Origin of the sequence: Herminiimonas sp. Marseille-P9896, assembly GCF_903993245.1 — a bacterium.
Lineage (GTDB): Bacteria > Pseudomonadota > Gammaproteobacteria > Burkholderiales > Burkholderiaceae_D > Oxalicibacterium > Oxalicibacterium contaminans.
In genome coordinates this window covers 40005-58822 of the sequence record NZ_CAJEVT010000002.1, presented here as the reverse complement: position 1 = coordinate 58822, position 18818 = coordinate 40005, and the positions used below count along the sequence as shown (strand labels likewise).

Here is an 18818-nt window from a genome sequence, read left to right as displayed (position 1 = left end):
GCTGAACATGACATTCAAGAAAATCGCCATCAGCCAGATGCTGATACTGGCGCTGGGCGGACTGACGGTACATACCGTGCGCGCCCAGAATGCGCCAGCCACAAAACTAAATTTTAAAAATTACCTGACCGCAGTCGAAACCAACAGCCTGGAGCTGGCAGCACAACGCGAGACCATCGTCGCTGCTGAAGCAGGCGTCGGCATAGCTGGCATACGCCCAGACCCAGAGTTCACCTATAGCGCCTCGCGTGAAACTGTCAGTGCGATCCATCCGCGTCCCGTCAGCCGTGGCCCATCGCTCAGTATGACGATAGAGACTGGCGGCAAACGCGATGCGCGCATCAAATCAGCACGCAGCAATGTGATGCTGACTGAAGCCACAGTCGCCGGTTTCAAACAACAGTTATACAGCGATTCGGCCATCGCCTTCGCCGAGGCATGCCGCACCCGCGACGTACTGGCGCGCAAGGAGAATACACTCAAAGCCCTGTCCGACATCGTGCGGGTCAACGAGGTACGACGCAAGGCTGGCGATGTAGGCGGCATCGAATTGCTGCAATCACGCGTGGAACGCGACCAGTTCCAGGCCGATGTCACGCAGTCGCGCGCAGATGCTGCATCAGCACGACTGGCGCTCTCGCTCACATTGGGACGACGAGTTGAGGATGTATTCGGCATGGCCGCCCTGGAATGCGGCTTTACGCCATTCGAGCGTGGTAACGATATCGAAGCCCTGATCCCGGAAGCCTTGCAATCACGCCAGGATGTATTGATTGCACGCGCCACGCTGGAGCATGCACGCGACAACGCCTCGCTGACACGCGCAAACCGCTCGGCCGATCCGACCGTGTCACTGGGCGTCACCTCTACCCGTGGCTATCCGGGTGGTTTCGACCAGGGTGGCAACGCGATAGACGGTACTTCACGCTCCAATGTACTGGCCTTATCCATCAGCATTCCCATCCCGCTGTCGCGCCTCAATCGTGGCGACATCGTGCAAGCAGAATCTGCAGTCACACAAGCCATGCTCGGTCTGAACCAGTCTGAACTCAAGGCGGAATCGGACGTACGCACCGCACATCAGCGCTTCATCGCCGCTCGTGAAAACGTGGATCATTACCGCAAGGACGTACTAGTAAATGCGAACCGCATGCTGGATGGCATACGCCTGTCCTATCGTAATGGCGCAGCCTCGCTGCTGGAATTGCTGGCGGCGCAGCGTTCGGCGGATGAAGCCTACCTCGCCTATCTGCAATCTGAAGCGGACATGGCGACCGCTACCGTACAGCTCCAGCTTGCCATTGGTGAGCAACCATCGCTCTGATTGGATGACGTCGATGACTCACAGCAAACTCGGCATGATAGTTCTCGCCATCATGCTGCCGCTAGCAACCGCCTGCTCGACACTGTACGAAGGCAAATACGATTATTCAGATGGCTGGCGTGCTGCAATCGTGGAACAGCTAAGCACGCAGCGCGATGGCTTGAGTTGCCTAATCCAGGACGATCATCCTGAGCGCGTCACACCCACAGTCGATAACACTTTTGCGCTCGTCACGTATCGCGTGCTGAAAGGCAAGCGTAAGCGCATCGTAAAAATACCTGCGCTTGCTCCGGTACAAACAGGTGACACGGTCTACATCAACATACGCGATGCAACACTGGAAGCCGTACTTCCCACTCGTCATAAAAACTGAATATTCATTTTCATATATATCAAGCGGAGCAACATCATGATTTGGCCCACTTTTCAATTTTCAGTCTGGCTGGCTTCCCTCGCCAGCCTCAGCGTCGCCTTCATACTCGGCGGCGTCATCGGCCTCGAACGCCAGATACGGCAACGTACCGCAGGTCTGCGTACCAACACACTGGTGGCAGTCGGTGCGGCGGTCTTCGTCGATCTGGCCGTACGCTTTCATGATGTACATGGCGGCTCACCCGGCCCGCTGCAAGTCGTCGCCTATGTGGTGTCTGGCATCGGCTTCCTCGGTGCAGGCGCGATCATGAAAGAAGGCTCGAATGTATTCGGCCTGAATACGGCCGCCACGCTATGGGGTTCGGCTGCGGTCGGTTCCTGTGCCGGAGCGAAAATGTTTCCGGAAGCCGTGCTGGCCGCGATGTTCGTATTGGCAGCCAATACCTTGCTGCGCCCTGTCGTCAACCGCATCAACCGTCGTCCGCTGCAGGAAGAATTCAGCGAAGCGACCTATACCGTCTACGTCATCTGCGAACGTGACTACCAGGCAGAAGTCCATGAAAAGATGGTGGCACTGCTTGAGGAATCCAACTATCCGGTACGCTCAGTCGACCAGCATCCCTTTGGTAACAATGACGTGGAAATCGAAGCCACCCTGTACGCGACTGCGATCGAGGCAGGGGAGCTGGACGATGTCATGACCGTCCTGCTGCAGGAGCACGGCGTACAACAAGCGTTCTGGAATGCCAGTTCAGAAGAGTAAGGGAAGAATAAAACCAGCCATCCTCCTGCCCCACCCTATGCAGGATCAGATACGGTTATATTACTGTCGGAGCAGACATAAGCGGCTGATCACCCTCTAGAGCTATTCAATATGAAACACGACATCGGCAGACCTTTACGTTCCCATCGCGTCCTGAGCATGGCAGGCCTGCTCGTCGCCATGGCCGTCATCTTTGTGGCGGACACGGTTACCGACTATGCAGTTGCCGCCGCCGGTTTCTACACGGCAGTGATCCTGGTCGCGGCACGCCTGATATCGGCGCGCGCACTCATCCTCCTCGCCGGTCTTTGCATCTTCCTGACCATATTCAGTTTTGCCCTGACCAAATTCGGTTCCTACCAGGTTGGCCTGATCAATTCCTGCATCAGCATAGTGGCAATCGCCATCACCACTTACCTGGCGCTGAAAATGAATGCGGCACAAGCTGCCGCGCAGCAGGCACAGGCACAACTGCTGCGCATCGCCCGCGTCACCAGTCTGGGCGAATTGAGCACGTCGATCGCGCACGAAGTCAATCAGCCGCTGGCTGCGATCGCCACCAGTGGCAATGCCTGCCAGCGCTGGCTCGATCAGCAACCACCTAATCTGGATAAGGCAAAACAGGCAGTCGAACGCATACTCGGTGACGCACACAGAGCCAGCGACATCATTGCGCGTGTGCGTGGCCTGACTCAGGGCGAACAGCCACACAAGAGTCACTTTGACCTGAATCAGGCGATACACGAAGTCGTCGCCATCTCGCGCACGGATGTCGAGGCACAAGGCATAAGCATAGACCTCAGTCTCGATGAAAACCTGCCACAGGTATTGGCAGACCGCGTGCAGATCCAGCAAGTCATCGTTAATATGGTGCTCAATGCCAGTGAAGCGATGGCAGACTATCAGGACAAAAAGAAAGAAATCAGGATACAGTCAGAACTGAGTACGCCGCACACAGTACAGTTCAGCATCATCGATAGCGGCGGCGGATTTGCCGCAGGCAGCATTGCACATATATTCGATCCGTTCTGGACCACCAAAGGCACAGGCATAGGACTCGGACTGGCGATCAGCCGCACTATCATAGAAGCCAACGGCGGCCGCATATGGGCCGAAGAGCATACTGACGGCGGTGCCATTTTTAAATTCAGCCTGCCGCTCGCAGAAGGGAACGCAGCATGAATGCAACGGCATCGACAAGCGGGATGGAAGCAGCCATCGTCTACATCATCGATGACGATAGTTCGGTGCGCGCCGCACTGGAGGATTTGCTGGCATCGGTAGGATTGCAGTCAGCCTGCTTTGGCTCGACCATGGAATTCCTCAAACACAAAATGGCAGATGCACCGGGCTGCCTGGTACTGGATATCCGCATGCCGGGTCAAAGCGGCATGGATTTCCATCGCCAGATGACAGAGCTGGGCATACAACTACCTACCATCTTCATCACCGGCCACGGCGACATCGCGATGGGTGTGCAGGCGATGAAAAATGGCGCGATCGAATTCCTGACCAAACCTTTCCGTGACCAGGATTTGCTCGATGCGATCCAGCACGGTATAGAAATCAATCGCGTGGCACGTGCCGAGCATGCGATCAGCGCACAACTGCAAAAACGCTGGAACTCGCTGTCTGCAGGTGAAAAGCAAGTCGTGCAACTGGTCGTGCAAGGCCAGCTGAATAAGCAAATTGCAGCAGCCCTGAACATCAGCGAGGTGACAGTCAAGGTGCGCCGCGGCGCTGCCATGCGCAAGATGGAAACTTCATCGCTGGCCGACCTCGTCAAGATTTCCGAGAAGCTCAAGATATGAAGCGATCCCCAGATCACGATCAGATCGTCGGCATCCTGCTGGCAGCAGGCCGGGGCAAGCGCTTTGATCCGTCCGGTGCGCAAAACAAATTGCTGCAAACTACCCGCCAGGGCGACAAGGTCGTCGTAGCAGCGGCCAGCAAGCTGCTCGCCGCGTTACCGCAAGTCACGGCCGTTGTACGCAATGCGGATGACGCCGTCGCGCACGAGTTGGCGGAACTGGGTTGTCAGCTTGCGATCTGCCCGGACGCTGATCAGGGTATGGGCGTGTCATTGGTATGCGCGTTGACGCAACGTCGACATGCAGCGGGATGGGTCATCGCGTTGGCGGATATGCCGCATGTGCAGGCAACGACGATAGCCGCACTGGCTGAGGCGTTGAAGCAAGGAGCCGATATGGTCGCGCCCTTTTATCAGGGACAACGCGGCAATCCGGTTGCTTTCAGCAGCAAACACATAGCTGAACTACTGTTGCTGGGCGGTGATCAGGGTGCGCGCACCCTATTAAAAGCGCATCCGCTCACCCAAATTGAAGTCGACGATCCCGGCATACATCACGACATCGATACCTCGGCCGACCTCAAGGCCGCGGTTTAACGCCCCTCATTGAACGTATCCGGGTCTGACAATATCTCTACGATGCGGTCAAACACCAGCCTGATACGCGCCGGTACCGGACCGCGCTGTGGACGGTAGACATACAGTTCCCACGGCTCAGGCTGATAGCTATCCAATACTGTCATCAGGCGACCCGCACCTATGTGATGCTCGGCCAGGTGATTCGATATTTGTCCATAGCCCATGCCGGCCAGTACGGCGTCGCACTCCACTTCCGGATCATCGGTCACCAGTACCGGCATGCTGGGTGTAAATTGCATGCCTCGCGAGAAATACCACGGCCATATCCGTCCGGTATTACCATCCGTCAACTCTATCGTCGGCACTGCTGATAAATCCTGCGGATTGCGCGGCACGCCCCACTTGGCGATAAATTCCGGCGTAGCGACCACAAAGAAATCAACTTTTGCGACCGGACGCACGACAAAGCGGTTATCTCGCGGCAAGCCTATGCGCACACCGATATCGATCTTTTTATCGACCACATGTGTCACCAGATTGGTCACACTCAACTCGAGTTTGATGCCGGGATGCTGGCTTAATAAAGGCAGCAGGGAGCGCAACAGATAGCGCCGCCCTATCGTGCTCGGCGCGGTAATGCGCACCACCCCGGCCAGGTCACGATCAGAATGGCTGTCACTGGGGCGAAACAGGCTGTCCACACCCGTCACCATCTCACGCGCATGCTCGGCCAGCTGGGTACCGAACTCCGTAATCTGCATACCGCGCGTATTACGATGGAACAGTACCTCGCCTACCGCTTCTTCCAACTCCTTCACCGCGCGTGTAATCGCCTGCGGCGAAGTGCCGAGGCGGGCGGCTGCTTCCTTGAAACTGCTTGAATCTGCTGCGGCACAAAAAAGTCTAAGCATTTCGAGGCGATTCAGCACTTTTGCACCTTTTTTGTTCGTTATGCGCTTTTCAGATAGCGCTGACGCGAATTCCACATTTTGGAATTCTCAAATCTTAACATTTTCATTTATTGTGCGTTCAGGACTGCAGATACTAATAGCGCAATTTTGGTCACCCGCATTTCATCCCACCTCACTCCAAAAAATCATGGCGACTCTCACTATCAACGGCAAACAACATCAAATGGACCTGTCTGACGACACCCCCTTGCTGTGGGCATTACGCGACCACCTGGGAATGACGGGAACGAAGTTCGGTTGTGGCATGGCCTTGTGCGGTGCGTGCACCGTCCACCTCAACGGTCAGGCAATACGCTCCTGCATCACACCGGTTTCTGCTGCGGTCGGGCAAAAGATCACCACCATCGAAGCGATGGCGGAAGACAGCGTAGGCCAGCGCGTGCAACAGGCGTGGACAGATCTGGGCGTACCGCAATGCGGCTACTGCCAGTCGGGACAAATCATGTCCGCCACCGCCCTGCTGAAAACCACGCCGCATCCTACCGATGCCGAAATTGAATCGGCCATGAGCGGAAACATCTGTCGCTGCGGTACCTACACACGCATACGCGCTGCAATCAAACAAGCCTCAGCCAAGAAGGGTTCATAAGATGAGCACCATATTTGAAAACGACAACAACGAAGCCCAGCTGCCTGCCCTGCCATCGATGAGCCGCCGTACCTGGCTCAAAGGCGTCGGTGCGCTCACCGGTCTGGCGCTGACGATAGGCACTTCCGGCATAGTACGTGCCGCTACCAGCGATGAGATCAAGAAATACGGCGGCGATGCCATGCCCGGCGGTCTGGTCGATGACACACTGGCTTTTGTATCGATAGGTGCAGATGGCATCGTCACCATCGTCGCGCATCGTTCCGAAATGGGACAAGGCGTGCGCACCAGCCTGCCTATGGTGGTGGCCGATGAACTGGAAGCCGACTGGAGCAAGGTCAAGGTCGTCCAGGCGCTGGGGCTAGAAGAGAAATACGGCAACCAGAACACCGATGGTTCACGCAGCATGCGTCACTCCTTTGAGCCTATGCGCCGGGTCGGTGCAGCCGCACGCCAGATGCTGGAAATCGCAGCAGCGCAGCAATGGAATGTCAAACCGGATGAAGTCCGTGCGAAAAACCATGAAGTGGTACACACCAAATCCGGCCGTCGTCTCGGCTATGGCGCACTGGCCGAAGCCGCAGCCAAGATCACGCCGCCAGCAACCAAGGATTTACGCCTGAAAAAACCTGCCGAATTCCGTTACATCGGCAAGGAAAGCACACGCGGCATCGATTTCAAAAACATCGTCACCGGCAACACACACTACGGCATAGACACACGCCTGCCCGGCATGCTGTATGCAGTCATCGCACGCCCGCTGGTGATGGGTGGCAAAGTCAGCAGCTACGATGCATCGGCAGCACTCAAAGTACCTGGCGTCATCCAGGTCGTCGAACTGAAAGGCAGCCCGGCACCCGCCGGCTTCCATCCGCTCGGCGGCATCGCGGTCATCGCCAGCAATACCTGGGCGGCCATGAAGGGGCGCGAAGCACTGAAGATCACCTGGGATGATGGCAAGCACGCCAGCTACAACTCGGTGGAATATAAAAAGACATTGCAGGAAGCCGCGCGCAAACCGGCCAAGGTAGTGCGCAACAATGGCGACACCATGAGCACGCTGTCCAAATCAGCGCGTCGTATGGAAGCGGAATACTATCTGCCGCATATCGCACACGCGACGATGGAGCCGCCAGCCGCAACCGCACAAGTCAGCAATGGCAAGTGTGAAGTGTGGGCCTGTGTACAGGCACCGCAGGCAACGCGTGAAATCATCGCTACTCATCTCAAAATCAAACCGGAAGATGTCACTGTGCACGTCACGCTGCTGGGCGGTGGCTTCGGTCGCAAGTCTAAACCCGACTTCGCGGCAGAAGCGGCCTTGTTGTCACAAGCGATGAAAGGTGTGCCGGTCAAAGTGACATGGACCCGCGAAGACGACATCCACAATGATTACTTCCACACTGTCTCGGTCGAACGACTGGAAGTAGCACTGGATGCAGCGGGCAAACCGACGGCCTGGCTGCACCGCACTGCCGCACCGACGATTGCTTCCATCTTTGCAGAAGGAGCCAAAGGCGAACAACCATTCGAACTCGGCATGTCCGCTGTCAACATCCCGTTTGTCATACCCAACTTCCGGGTTGAAGCACCGGAAGTCGAAGCGCATACCCGCATCGGCTGGTTCCGCTCGGTTTCCAACATCCCGCACGTGTTTGCGATTCAATCCTTTGTCGCCGAACTGGCGGCAGCGGCCAAACGTGACCATCGCGATTACCTGCTGGACCTGATCGGCCCGTCGCGCAAAATCAATCCCAAGGATATGGCCGATGAATGGAACTACGGTGAATCGCCGGAGCGCTATCCACTGGATACCGGCCGCATGCGTAAAACCATTACGCTCGCCACCGAAAAAGCAGGCTGGGGCCGCAAACTGGCGAAAGGACATGGACTCGGCCTCGCTGTCAGTTACAGCTTCGTCACCTATGTCGCTGTCGTCATCGAAGCAGTCGTCAACGCCAAGGGTGAGCTATCGATCCCGCGTGTCGACATCGCCGTTGACTGCGGCCCGCAAATCAATCCGGATCGCATCCGTTCGCAACTGGAAGGCGCCTGCATCATGGGACTCAGCCTGGCATTGACGGGTGAAATCACCTTCAAGGATGGCCGTGCCGAACAAGGTAACTTCCATGAGTATGAAGTCATACGCTCGATGGATGCACCACGTGAAATCCGTGTGCACTTTGTCAAACATGATTTTGACGTGCCTTTGGGCGGTGTCGGCGAACCTGCAACACCACCGATCGCTCCGGCGCTGTGCAATGCCATTTTTGCGGCTACCGGCAAACGCATACGCGACCTGCCTGTGCGGAATCAGCTGCAGGCAAAAACATCCTGAGCAGATAAGGAATAGCTATGGATAGCATCGATCTCGAAGTACTCAAGGCTGCCGATGCGTGGCTGGATGAAGGTCATGCCTGCGAACTGGTCACCGTTGTGCAGACCTGGGGTTCCAGTCCGCGCCCGGTCGGCGCCATGATGGTGATACGGCAGGATGGACGCATCATAGGTTCGGTCTCCGGCGGCTGTATCGAAGACGACCTGATCGCACGGGTGCGCGGTGCTGAAGTAAAACGCAGCGCACCCGAGCTGGTCACCTATGGCATCAGCGCGGAAGAAGCCTACCGTTTCGGCCTGCCCTGCGGTGGCACTATCAAACTGGCCATCGAACCGCTGGCGGAAAAGAGCAAGATCAAGCAATTGCTGGCACACGTCACGCGCCACGAACTGGTCATGCGTCAGCTCGACCTGCACAGTGGCGCCGTACGCCTCGCCCCGGCCACAACTGGCGCGACACTGGATCTCACACTCGGTGTGCTGACTACCATCCACGGTCCGCGCTGGCGCTTGCTGATCATAGGTGCCGGACAGCTGTCGCAATTCCTGGCGCAGATCGCGACCGGCCTGGATTACCAGGTGGTGGTGTGTGATCCCCGTGAAGAGTATCGCCTGGCGTGGCAAGTGCCCGATGTAGAAGTCATCCATGCGATGCCGGACGACCTGGTACTGGAAATGAAAATGGACAGCCGCACTGCGGTGGTCGCACTCACGCATGATCCCAAGCTGGATGACCTGGCATTGATGGAAGCACTGAAATCGGAAGCATTCTATGTAGGCGCTATTGGTTCTCGCATCAACAATGCGCGCCGTCGTGAACGCTTGAAGGAATTCGATCTCAGCGATACACAATTGCAGCGTCTGCACGGCCCGATCGGGCTGTATATAGGCAGCAAGACACCGGCAGAAATCGCGATCTCTATCCTCGCCGAACTGACCGCGATACGGAATGATGTCGCCCTGCCGGACAAGATGAGCGTGGCAGCAGCGAAAGATGAAATCGAAATACCATTGTGGACGGTGACAGAACAGGAACACCTGCCGCAGCAGGTCAACTGATTAATGTCGCAGTAAGCGGGCCCTGATCTGCGAGACGGGCTGCTGCATTATGGGCCCGCACCACTACCTCAAACTCGGCATTCGGCACCGGCCGACTCAACAAATAGCCTTGATAGGAAAGACAGCCCAGCGCAGCCAGGAACTGTCTTTGTTCCTGTGTTTCCACGCCCTCTGCTATCACATGCAAACCCATGCCGCGTGCCAGTTCGACGACTGTACGTACGATGGTCACATCATTTGAATCAAACAACATATCGCGTACGAAGGATTGATCGATCTTGAGCTGGTCCAGCGGCAGCTTCTTCAGATAACTCAGCGATGAATAACCGGTACCGAAATCATCGAGTGACAGGCGTACGCCTTTTTCCTTGATCGCATGCATTTTGCTGATGATGTCGTTCACATCGTTGACCAGCATGCTTTCGGTCAATTCAAGTTCGAGCCGGGTCGGGTCTATACCGGATCTATCCAGTACCGACACCAGCTGACTGACGAAATCCGGTTGCTTGAACTGCAGTGCACTGACATTGATCGCCAGGCACAGATGCGCGGTTTCCGGATTTTCTGCCCAGCTACGCAACTGCGCACAAGCCATGCCCAGCACCCAATGCCCTATCGGCAGGATCAAACCAGTCTGCTCGGCCAGTGGAATGAAGTCTGCCGGTGACACCATGCCCTTGACCGGATGCTGCCAGCGCAGCAGCGCTTCAGCACCGACGATGCGGCCATCATTGCCGGTCTGTGGCTGGTAATACAGCATCAACTGGTTCGCTGTCACGGCCTTGCGCAAATCTGCTTCCATCACATTGCGCTCAGACAGATCGGCTTGCATCACCCACAGCAGGGTCCAGAGCAAACCGGTCACCAGGATGTTGTGTATCCAGGTGCCCGCTATCCGGACATCCGGCCCCAGCGCATAAGCGGTCGTCGGCACCCAGGAAGTGCTGGCAAAGAAGACAAAGCCCAGCAAGGCCATGAATACCATGCCATGCCTGAGCCAGCGCTTGTCACCCTTAAATACCAGCCAGGCAAACAAGGCAACTACGAGGAAGTAATTTTGATTGGAGCGCGGAGCGTCCGGCGTCGGCACATCGAGAAATGTGCAAAACACACAGAGGATGAGATAGACCGCGCAAAACATGGTGATGGAAGCCGCGCGTATATGGCCGCGCAATGTCAGCGCCGCAGTGGCAGCAGCAACGGCAACCGAAACGACATTCAGCGGCCAGACATCCCAGTTACCCCGCGCGACAAAATACACGCCCCACACCACGGAAATGATAGCCAGCACCAGGGAACTCAGCAGCAAGGCACGGCGCATGCGTAGCGACTGCTTGCTGATGAAGTTGGCCGACATATCCATAGATAGCTTCTCCCTGTCCGGCTCCCAGTTTGAATTCAAGGCCGATTGGAGAAAAGTCTACGCCGGAGCAATGTTGACAGCAAGAAAAAACGGAAACCGGATGATCAACTGCTATGTCAGAACGACGCTTAAAAGGTCAGGGCCAGCATGCCCCAGAGGCGACCGGAGCGATCGGTATCACTGCGCGCCGGTTCACTGCCGATTTTATGCGCGTACATCACGCGCAGTTCCAGCCGGCTTGGCATCGCGAACATAACGCCGACACCTGCACCCGACAAGCGACGCTGATTGTCGCCCTGGATAAACGGCTGCGCGTTGGTCTTCACCATGCCGCTATCGATAAAGCCACTCAGCATCAATTGACCTGGTAACAGTTGTTGATCCAGGGTGTGGCGGATTTCAGCCGTTGCCACATAGCCCTGGTCGCCCGATGCTTCGCCACTGGGATAAGCGCGCACTGCGAAGGGCCCGCCCAAGGACATCTTTTCGGCCGAATCGAGATTCTTCGACGCTTGCTGGCCGTTGACCGAGAGCAGCAACATAGTGCTGTTACTGAGCCATTGATATTGCGCCAGCGTATAGGTGTAGCGCTGGTAAGCACCATTGGTACGCGCCGACAAATCATCTATCTCGCGCGCCAGCGGCGTCTCGATATCAAGTTGTCCGCTTTCGGCACGCAGGCTGAACGTGGTCGTACCTTCCGATGAACCTATGCGATTGCGCACATCACCGCTCAAGCCCAGGCCCGCGACCTGATTGGTTTTGCGCGTGCTGCTGGCAAAGGCACCGACATTATCCTGCAAGGACTTTTGATCCAGTCCGGCTTCCAGGTTCAGATTGGAATCGCGCGAACGTCGCAACGGATAGCTGGCAGTCGCTGACCATACGCCAGCGCGGCCGTATGCATCCAGCGACGCGAAATTGCCGCCCACCTGATAGCGTGATTCGACATAGGCCAGACCCACGCGCAAGCCATCACCACCGACTGCGATGCTATAGCCGAGGCGTGCATAGTCCTGTCCGTCGGCTGTAGTAAATACGCGTGCGTCCAGGCGATCGGCATTACCAGTAGGATTGTTCCACTGCACGGCACCGCCGAAACGGTTGCGGCCGGTATTGCGCACACCATAGTTATCGGCTTCCAGTCGTGCATATACACGCGGTGCCGCACCTACCTTGACGGTAAGATCGGTAGTGCCCGGTACAGCACCCGCTTGCAAATTACCGCCAGCCTGGGACGCCTGCGTGACGTCCTGTATCAGCAGGATCGCACGCTCCAGCTCTGCGTCGCTGACGGTCTCACCCAGCTGTTGCGGTGTCAGGTAGCGCTGCAGGATGGCGTCGGAAAAACCAGACTGGTTCTCCAGCCTGACCTTGTCGTAATGCCCTTCCAGCACCGCGATTTCGACCACGCCGTTCTGTATGTCCTGTGCCGGAATATAGGCACGCGCTACCAGATAACCGTGCTTGCGGTAGTAGCTGGTGATGCGTTCCGCCGCAGACTCCAGTTCGCTCAGGCTGCGCTCGGGACCAATGACATCCTGCACCAGCGGCAGCAGCAGCGCGCTATCTATGGATAGATTCCCAGTGATGCGAAATGCCTGTACCTGGAAGCGTATGCTATCGACCGCAGGCACGGGTGCCTGCGGCTCCGGTGGCAGTTGTATCGTGCCGGTCGCTGGCATGGGCAAGGCCGGAGCTGATTGCTGCGACTCGCGCAAGGTGCTGCCCGCATTCGGCAAGACCTGCGCTAGCGCAACTGCACTACTGCTTAAACACAAGGCCAGGACCAGACCGGATGGTGCATAAGCACGATCAAACGACATACGGGTTTTCTTCATACAGATAGACATACACACTTAAACATTTTCATCCTCGTCTGGATATACAGGGAGGCCTACTTACCCAGCAAATCTGAAACCCGGTTCGGGCGTTGCGCAGCTTCTGCCTCCATTACCCGGCCTTTTTGGATTAAAGCGGCGGCCTCTTGCAATCCACTAGCCACCGCATTAGCTGTCGAGCCTGCACCAGTCGCCGGTCTGCCTGTAGATGGGCTCGTAGCCTGAGCAGTCATGACATCGCGCAGATTAGGCCGGACGGCATTAGCTCTGCTGCCCTGCGTAGCTGCGGCGTTCGTCGCTGCAAGCGCTGCACCTGTAGCTGCCCCGGACGCACTGACTGCTCCGTTTGCGATGCTGGCTGCTGCCGCGGTGATTGCATTCTGAAACTTCTGCTGCCCTGCAGCCATTGCCTGATCAGCAGCTGCGGTTCCCGCATCTAGCATTGCCTTCGTGTCGCCCAGCTTTTGGGCAATCTCAGCTTGCCGCATTGCCTGCACTTTTGCCATCATGTCCGCTATCATGGTTGACACGGCAGTCCCATCAGTAACGGCCGGGCTTGGTGTCGGAGTTGCGGTCGTTGCGCCTGGAGGTGCAACGTCACCCATTCCAGCTATTATTTTTTTCATCACCTCACTCATTTCGGCGATGAAGCTCGTCGCCTGATTGTACGAATCCCTGCTCTTCTGATTAAGGCCATCCAGTCGTGCCAAATCAGTCTGCGAGGAGGGAACAGCCCCATTAGTCGTGCCATTGGTAGCGACCTTGTCCACTTCCGGTTTCTGGGTTGCGGCCTGTGCATTCAGGAATTTTGATCTCGCGTCTGCAATGCTCGTCAACAGCTTAGCTACCGCATCCGACATCATCTGATCAGCCGCAGCCGTCATGGTTGCGCCTTGCGCCTTTAGCTCGGCGACCGCTTTATCGCGCTCCGCGTTACGCCCGCCGAGGGCATTTTTTCTGGCATCCAGTTCTGCCTGCTTGGCCGCTTTGGCAGCCTCTGCAGATGAGTTAGGCTGAGTTTTATCCAGCGGCTGGGCTTTGCTCAAATCAGGAGGCACGCCGTCAGGCATTTTTTTGTTTAGGTCGGCAATCATGGCTGCCAACTGAGCCGGGCTTACTGCACTATTTGCCAACGCGGTTTTCACAAAATCACCCATCAAACTATCGATCATGCCGTTAATACTCGCGAGGGCCTGAGCATCGCTAATGTCTACCGAGTCCTTGAATTTCGCCAACTGCTCTGTGAGCAATTTCATATTCTCTGCAATTATCTCAGCCTGGCTTTTTAATATAGTTTCAATGATCTTGGGATCAACGGACTTTATAAAGCTGTCTATGTCTATCGGCTTAATGTTTCCTTTTAAATCGGGTGCCAATGCCGCCTGCACTGCGTTGATGTTTTCTGTCAAAGCTTGATTCTGTGTGACAGATGCAACCGTCTTGGGAACAAAATTCCAGGCAAAGACCGGAGCCGCAGCTTCCTGTTTCCAGATACTGGCAAAATCCCATCCCGCAAAAATAGGACGCGAGCCGCCGCCCTGCATTTCAAGCGTGCTGCGACCTTCACCACCTGCACTGCCGCTACGTCCGGAGGTCTGTGTGTTCCAGTAGCTGGCATCGATAGTGGCAAGTGACGCTCCAGGCGTCAGGATTTCGTTACTGCCTATCAGTCCACCGATATTGCTGCCGCTACCGGTGACAGCTCCAGTTGCATAGGTATTGCGCACTTGCCCGCCATCCTGGATATTGCCTATGAGGCCACCGACACCCGTATTGCCGCTAACCGCACCAGTGGCATATGCATTGCGGATTTGTCCTCCATCATTCAACCCAACCAGACCGCCAACACCAAACTGTCCGTTCACATTGCCGCTGGCATACGCCTGGTCTATCTGCCCATAGTTCCAGCCGACCAGACCACCAACGTTATTGATACCACTCACTGTGCCGGTGGCGAAGGATTTCGTGATGCTGCTGCCCTGATAGTTGACGCCCACCAGACCACCAACAAAGTCACTACCGCCTTCATTACCACTCGCACTGCCGGTGGCGTGTGCATTGTGCACCGACGAATTCAACAAGGAACCAGCGAGCGCGCCGACATATGCAGCGCCGACGAAGTTACCGCCGATGACGCCGATGTTGCTGAGACTGCCGTTTTCTACCTGGCCAAACAAGCCGACATAGTTCTGCGACAGGCGATTGATGGTCATGTTCGCGACTACATATCCCTGGCCGTCGAAATTACCTTTGAAAGAATTGCCGAGATTACCGATAGGGACAAAGCCGGCACCGCTATTCCAGTTCGCGGTGCCGGTGGCATCGATATCATTCGTCAGGCGATAGCTGCGTGCCAGCAAGGCGGTACTGCTGCCCACGCCCTGCAAACCGTAGACATCTGTAATCCGATACGCATTGCCGCTGCTGCCATCACCACCGGCGGCACGTAAGAAGCTGCCGTTGTTGATACGGAAGTCCTGCGCACTGAAGGCAGCCAGTTTGCTGCTGTTTTGTATCCAGTTACCACCATTCAGCGTAAAGGTTTTGACGTTCACCGCTGCCGGTGCGCTGATGGTGTTCACGGCATTCAGCGTCAAACCACCTTGACCCGCGTTGATCGCGGCATTCAGGTTGATGTTGCGCTCCGCTTCCAGTGTCAGGGTATTCGCCGAGTTCCAGCTCACGGCGTCATTGACGAAAATATCGCCATTACCGGCATGACCATCGTTCACTGTCTTGAAGGTCACATTGGTGCCACCCAACATGGTGCTGAGGGTGCTGGCCGTGATGTCGCCGCCGCTGTTGGCAATGATGAAGTCGTTCGGGTCTATCAGCCACATGCCAGTCTTGCCGTTGGCTGCTGCGGTCGTGACTTGCACGCTGTCCGCTATCTTGACCTTGCCACCGGAGGTATCGATGAAGCCGCCATTGCCACCGGCGCTGGCAGATGCATCCAACTTGCCGTCGACCATGGCAGTACCGCCATGTGCCATCAGGCGGATTTCACCATTCTGATTGCTGACCGTACGCGCCTGGATCACGCCGGTATTGTTAACCACACCGGACAGCACCGCATCCTGCCCTTTGCTGCTGAGCAGTACCACGCCGCCATCGGCCTGTATCAATTGGTGATTGGCTGCCAGTGCATCTACCGCGCCCTGGTCTATGCTGAGTGTCAGCAAACTATGCTCCGCCAGCGTCAAAGTCATTTCGGTGCCAGCCGCCATCGTCACATTGCCGCCATCCGCAAGCAGCTTACCTTCGTTGATGACTTTCGGTGCCAGCAAGGCGATGTAGCCACCGTTAGCGTTGATCTCACCCTGGTTCACGACACTAGCTCCGGCCACACCACCCGGTGTAAATACATACTTGCCATTGCCGTTCATGAAATCGTTGTCGCTCAGCTTCATGGTCGTGGCGACCAGGCCACCCACATTCACTTGTGCGCCATTGCCAAACAGGACGCCGTTCGGATTCAGGATGAACACCTGGCCATTGGCCGACAGATTGCCGAGGATTTGCGATGGGTCTTGCCCCAGCACACGGTTCAGCGCAATCGCATGCGCACCCGGCTGGTTGAAACGCACACTTTCGTTGGCACCGATATTGAAGCTATTCCAGTTGATCGCCAGGCGATCGCTGTTTTGCTGGATGGTGGTGGTATTGCCGCTTTGTGCGATGCTGCCGCTGCCGGCGCTGACCTGACCTCCTGCCGGAGCAGCACAGGCCAGAGCTGCGGGCAGCAGGCCGGATAGCAGTGCCGCCAGTCGCCGTGCGCTGCGACGCTTGTTGCGACGGCCGCCGCCAGACAGTTCAGAGACGGCAACCAACGCGCCGTGCGTTCTGCTTCTGATCACGCGATAGATGTGGTTCATGCCGGCCTCGCTTAGTGGTGTAATGGCTGGCATGATAAAAAACTTTCTTTATATCCACATTGGACTAAAGTCTCATGCAATCTAAATAATATTGTGACAAGCTCGATCCCGGTCGCTACCCATATTCCTATTCATGACCCAGCCCTCCGCCACCAATAACAACAGCCTGCAGGCCGATCAGATCTACCGCGCCCAGATGGCGGTGCTGCGCCATAACTTCCCGTTCTCGTTACTGGGCGCCTTGTTGACGGCTGTTTTAATCGTGCTGGTTTTGCATGATGTCTTCCCCATGCGCGATTTATTGCTGTGGCTGGGACTCAATTGCCTGTTGCTGGCTTGCCGTTTCGGCATCGTGCTGCGCTATCGCAGTGCCAGCGCCGACGAGCAGGACGTAAGCGCACTGCAACGCTGGGAACGATGGACGTTATGGAGCACGGCAGCGGCAGGCTTGCTGTGGGGCCTGCCCTACGCCTACTGGATGTACTACGCTCCGTTCGAGCAACAAATGTTTTTGATCGTCGGCTTGCTGACGCTGGGTACCGGCGCGATCTACGCCTACTGCATCCACCTGCGCCTGCTGTACGCATTCGAGATTCCATACTTCGCGCCACCCTTCGTGATCCTGGCGCTGTTGCCGGGTAGCGTGCACCATATCCTGGCAGTAGCCGGTGCCTTGTATCTGCTGGTGACACTGGCATTTGCGCATCGCATGTATCGCACCCAGCTCGATTCGCTGCGCATGCGTTTTGAAAATACCGACCTGCTGAAAAAACTCGCCATCGAAAAGGAAGCAGCCGAGCGCAGCAACCTGGCGAAATCACGCTTCCTCGCCGCTGCCAGCCATGACCTGCGCCAACCGGTGCACGCGCTCAGTCTTTACCTTGGCGTCTTGCGTGAACAGGATTTGAATCCAAAAAGTCGTCAGCTGGTCGATCACATAGGTCGCGCCACGCTGGCGATGGGTGGTCTGTTTGATGGCTTGCTGAATATCTCGCGGCTGGACGCAGGTGTGATCCGGCCACAACGCCGTCACTTTCGCCTTGCACCCATACTCGAACAACTGCTGCTCGAGTACACCCCGCAAGCCAGCGCACAGGGCTTGCGACTGCGCCTGCATAGAGGGCCGTGGCCGGTGGTGCAATCTGATCCGGTTTTACTCGACCGCATCCTGCGCAATCTGGTCGACAACGCGATACGTCATACCCGCAACGGTGGAGTGCTGATAGGATGCCGTCGCCGTGGCAACACGTTGCGCATAGAAGTGTGGGATAGCGGCGTCGGTATTGCAGCAGCCGAACAGGAAAACATCTTCATGGAGTTTCACCAGGTCGACAATCCGGAACGGGATCGCAGCAAAGGGATGGGCCTGGGCCTGGCGATCGTGCGTCGTACCGCTGACCTGCTCAAGCACCCACTGACACTACGCTCACGCCCCGGACGCGGCAGCGTATTCAGCCTGAGCCTGCCGCTGGGTGATGCGCACACTGCAGATCCGGTCGCGCATAAAGCGGAAGTACCGAAAGCCGACGGCCAATGGATATTCGTGATTGATGACGATGCAGACAATCTGCAAGGCTTGCGCCTGCTGCTGGAAACCTGGGACTACAAAGTAGTGACCGGCCATAGTGGCGACGACATCCTGCAAGCGGCAGCGCATTGCCCGCACAAGCCTGATTTGATCCTGAGTGATTTCCGCCTGCGTGCACATGAAACCGGCATAGAAGTGATAGACCGCCTGCATGAGGAATATGCGGATGACACTATCCCGGCGGTGCTGTTGACGGGTGATACCGACCCGCGACGCCTGATCGAAGCCTCGGCACGCGCCTGGCCCTTGCTGCATAAACCGGTGGATGCTGCGCATCTGCGGCGCGTGCTGGCACAAATGCTGGAACACGGCGCGACTGAAGCCGCCGTTAATACACCGCTCTGAAT

14 protein-coding genes are annotated in these 18818 nt (G+C 56.7%); 10 read left to right on the top strand and 4 right to left on the bottom strand.

The genetic code is table 11. From position 1 onward, the window contains the following. The first annotated feature begins 7 nt into the window (after positions 1–7). The 6 genes from H7U06_RS05900 (at position 8) to H7U06_RS05875 (ending at position 4866) form a co-directional block, all read left to right on the top strand. A complete protein-coding gene (locus H7U06_RS05900) occupies positions 8–1324 on the top strand; it encodes a TolC family protein (protein WP_175625269.1) in 1317 nt (438 codons plus the stop codon). Between the two features lie 13 nt (positions 1325–1337). Further along, positions 1338–1697 (top strand): hypothetical protein, encoded by a 360-nt coding sequence (locus H7U06_RS05895; RefSeq protein WP_175625268.1) that lies wholly within the window; start codon positions 1338–1340, stop codon positions 1695–1697. Between the two features lie 36 nt (positions 1698–1733). After that, positions 1734–2459: an MgtC/SapB family protein gene (locus tag H7U06_RS05890; protein WP_175625267.1), complete on the top strand. Its 726-nt coding sequence runs from the start codon at positions 1734–1736 to the stop codon at positions 2457–2459. 111 nt (positions 2460–2570) lie between these two features. Beyond that, a complete protein-coding gene (locus H7U06_RS05885) occupies positions 2571–3641 on the top strand; it encodes a sensor histidine kinase (protein ID WP_175625266.1) in 1071 nt (356 codons plus the stop codon). Continuing rightward, on the top strand, positions 3638–4270 hold the full coding sequence (locus tag H7U06_RS05880; protein ID WP_217703441.1) for a response regulator transcription factor: 633 nt from the start codon (positions 3638–3640) through the stop codon (positions 4268–4270). The genes H7U06_RS05885 and H7U06_RS05880 overlap by 4 nt, the downstream gene beginning before the upstream one ends. Then, positions 4267–4866, top strand: a complete 600-nt coding sequence (locus H7U06_RS05875; RefSeq protein ID WP_175625265.1) for an NTP transferase domain-containing protein — start codon at positions 4267–4269, stop codon at positions 4864–4866. Before H7U06_RS05880 ends, H7U06_RS05875 begins: the two co-directional genes overlap by 4 nt. Here H7U06_RS05875 and H7U06_RS05870 read toward each other — a convergent pair. After that, complete coding sequence (locus H7U06_RS05870) at positions 4863–5759, bottom strand: LysR family transcriptional regulator (protein ID WP_370458607.1); 897 nt, start codon at positions 5757–5759, stop codon at positions 4863–4865. The genes H7U06_RS05875 and H7U06_RS05870 overlap by 4 nt on opposite strands. Before the next feature lie 187 nt (positions 5760–5946). Between H7U06_RS05870 and H7U06_RS05865 the strand changes: the two genes are divergently transcribed. The 3 genes from H7U06_RS05865 to H7U06_RS05855 are packed head-to-tail and all read left to right on the top strand — an operon-like array spanning position 5947 to position 9804. Next, a complete protein-coding gene (locus H7U06_RS05865; protein WP_175625263.1) occupies positions 5947–6408 on the top strand; it encodes a (2Fe-2S)-binding protein in 462 nt (153 codons plus the stop codon). 1 nt (position 6409) lies between these two features. Then, positions 6410–8746: a xanthine dehydrogenase family protein molybdopterin-binding subunit gene (locus tag H7U06_RS05860; protein WP_175625262.1), complete on the top strand. Its 2337-nt coding sequence runs from the start codon at positions 6410–6412 to the stop codon at positions 8744–8746. Positions 8747–8763: 17 nt separating this feature from the next. Beyond that, positions 8764–9804 carry an XdhC family protein gene (locus H7U06_RS05855; RefSeq protein ID WP_175625261.1) on the top strand — a complete coding sequence of 347 codons (1041 nt, stop codon included), beginning with the start codon at positions 8764–8766 and terminating at the stop codon, positions 9802–9804. Here H7U06_RS05855 and H7U06_RS16365 read toward each other — a convergent pair. The 3 genes from H7U06_RS16365 to H7U06_RS05840 all read right to left on the bottom strand — a co-directional run bounded on the left by H7U06_RS16365 (position 9797) and on the right by H7U06_RS05840 (position 16916). Beyond that, positions 9797–11167, bottom strand: a complete 1371-nt coding sequence (locus H7U06_RS16365) for an EAL domain-containing protein (RefSeq protein WP_217703440.1) — start codon at positions 11165–11167, stop codon at positions 9797–9799. The two genes, H7U06_RS05855 and H7U06_RS16365, sit on opposite strands and share 8 nt — an antisense overlap. A gap of 128 nt (positions 11168–11295) precedes the next feature. Then, positions 11296–13008, bottom strand: a complete 1713-nt coding sequence (locus H7U06_RS05845; protein ID WP_175625260.1) for a ShlB/FhaC/HecB family hemolysin secretion/activation protein — start codon at positions 13006–13008, stop codon at positions 11296–11298. A gap of 56 nt (positions 13009–13064) precedes the next feature. Beyond that, on the bottom strand, positions 13065–16916 hold the full coding sequence (locus tag H7U06_RS05840; protein ID WP_175625259.1) for a filamentous hemagglutinin N-terminal domain-containing protein: 3852 nt from the start codon (positions 16914–16916) through the stop codon (positions 13065–13067). A 100-nt stretch (positions 16917–17016) separates the two neighbouring features. Between H7U06_RS05840 and H7U06_RS05835 the strand changes: the two genes are divergently transcribed. Then, the gene (locus H7U06_RS05835) at positions 17017–18816 is read left to right on the top strand and encodes a hybrid sensor histidine kinase/response regulator (RefSeq protein ID WP_175625258.1); all 1800 of its coding nucleotides are present in this window, start codon (positions 17017–17019) and stop codon (positions 18814–18816) included. Positions 18817–18818: the final 2 nt, after the last annotated feature.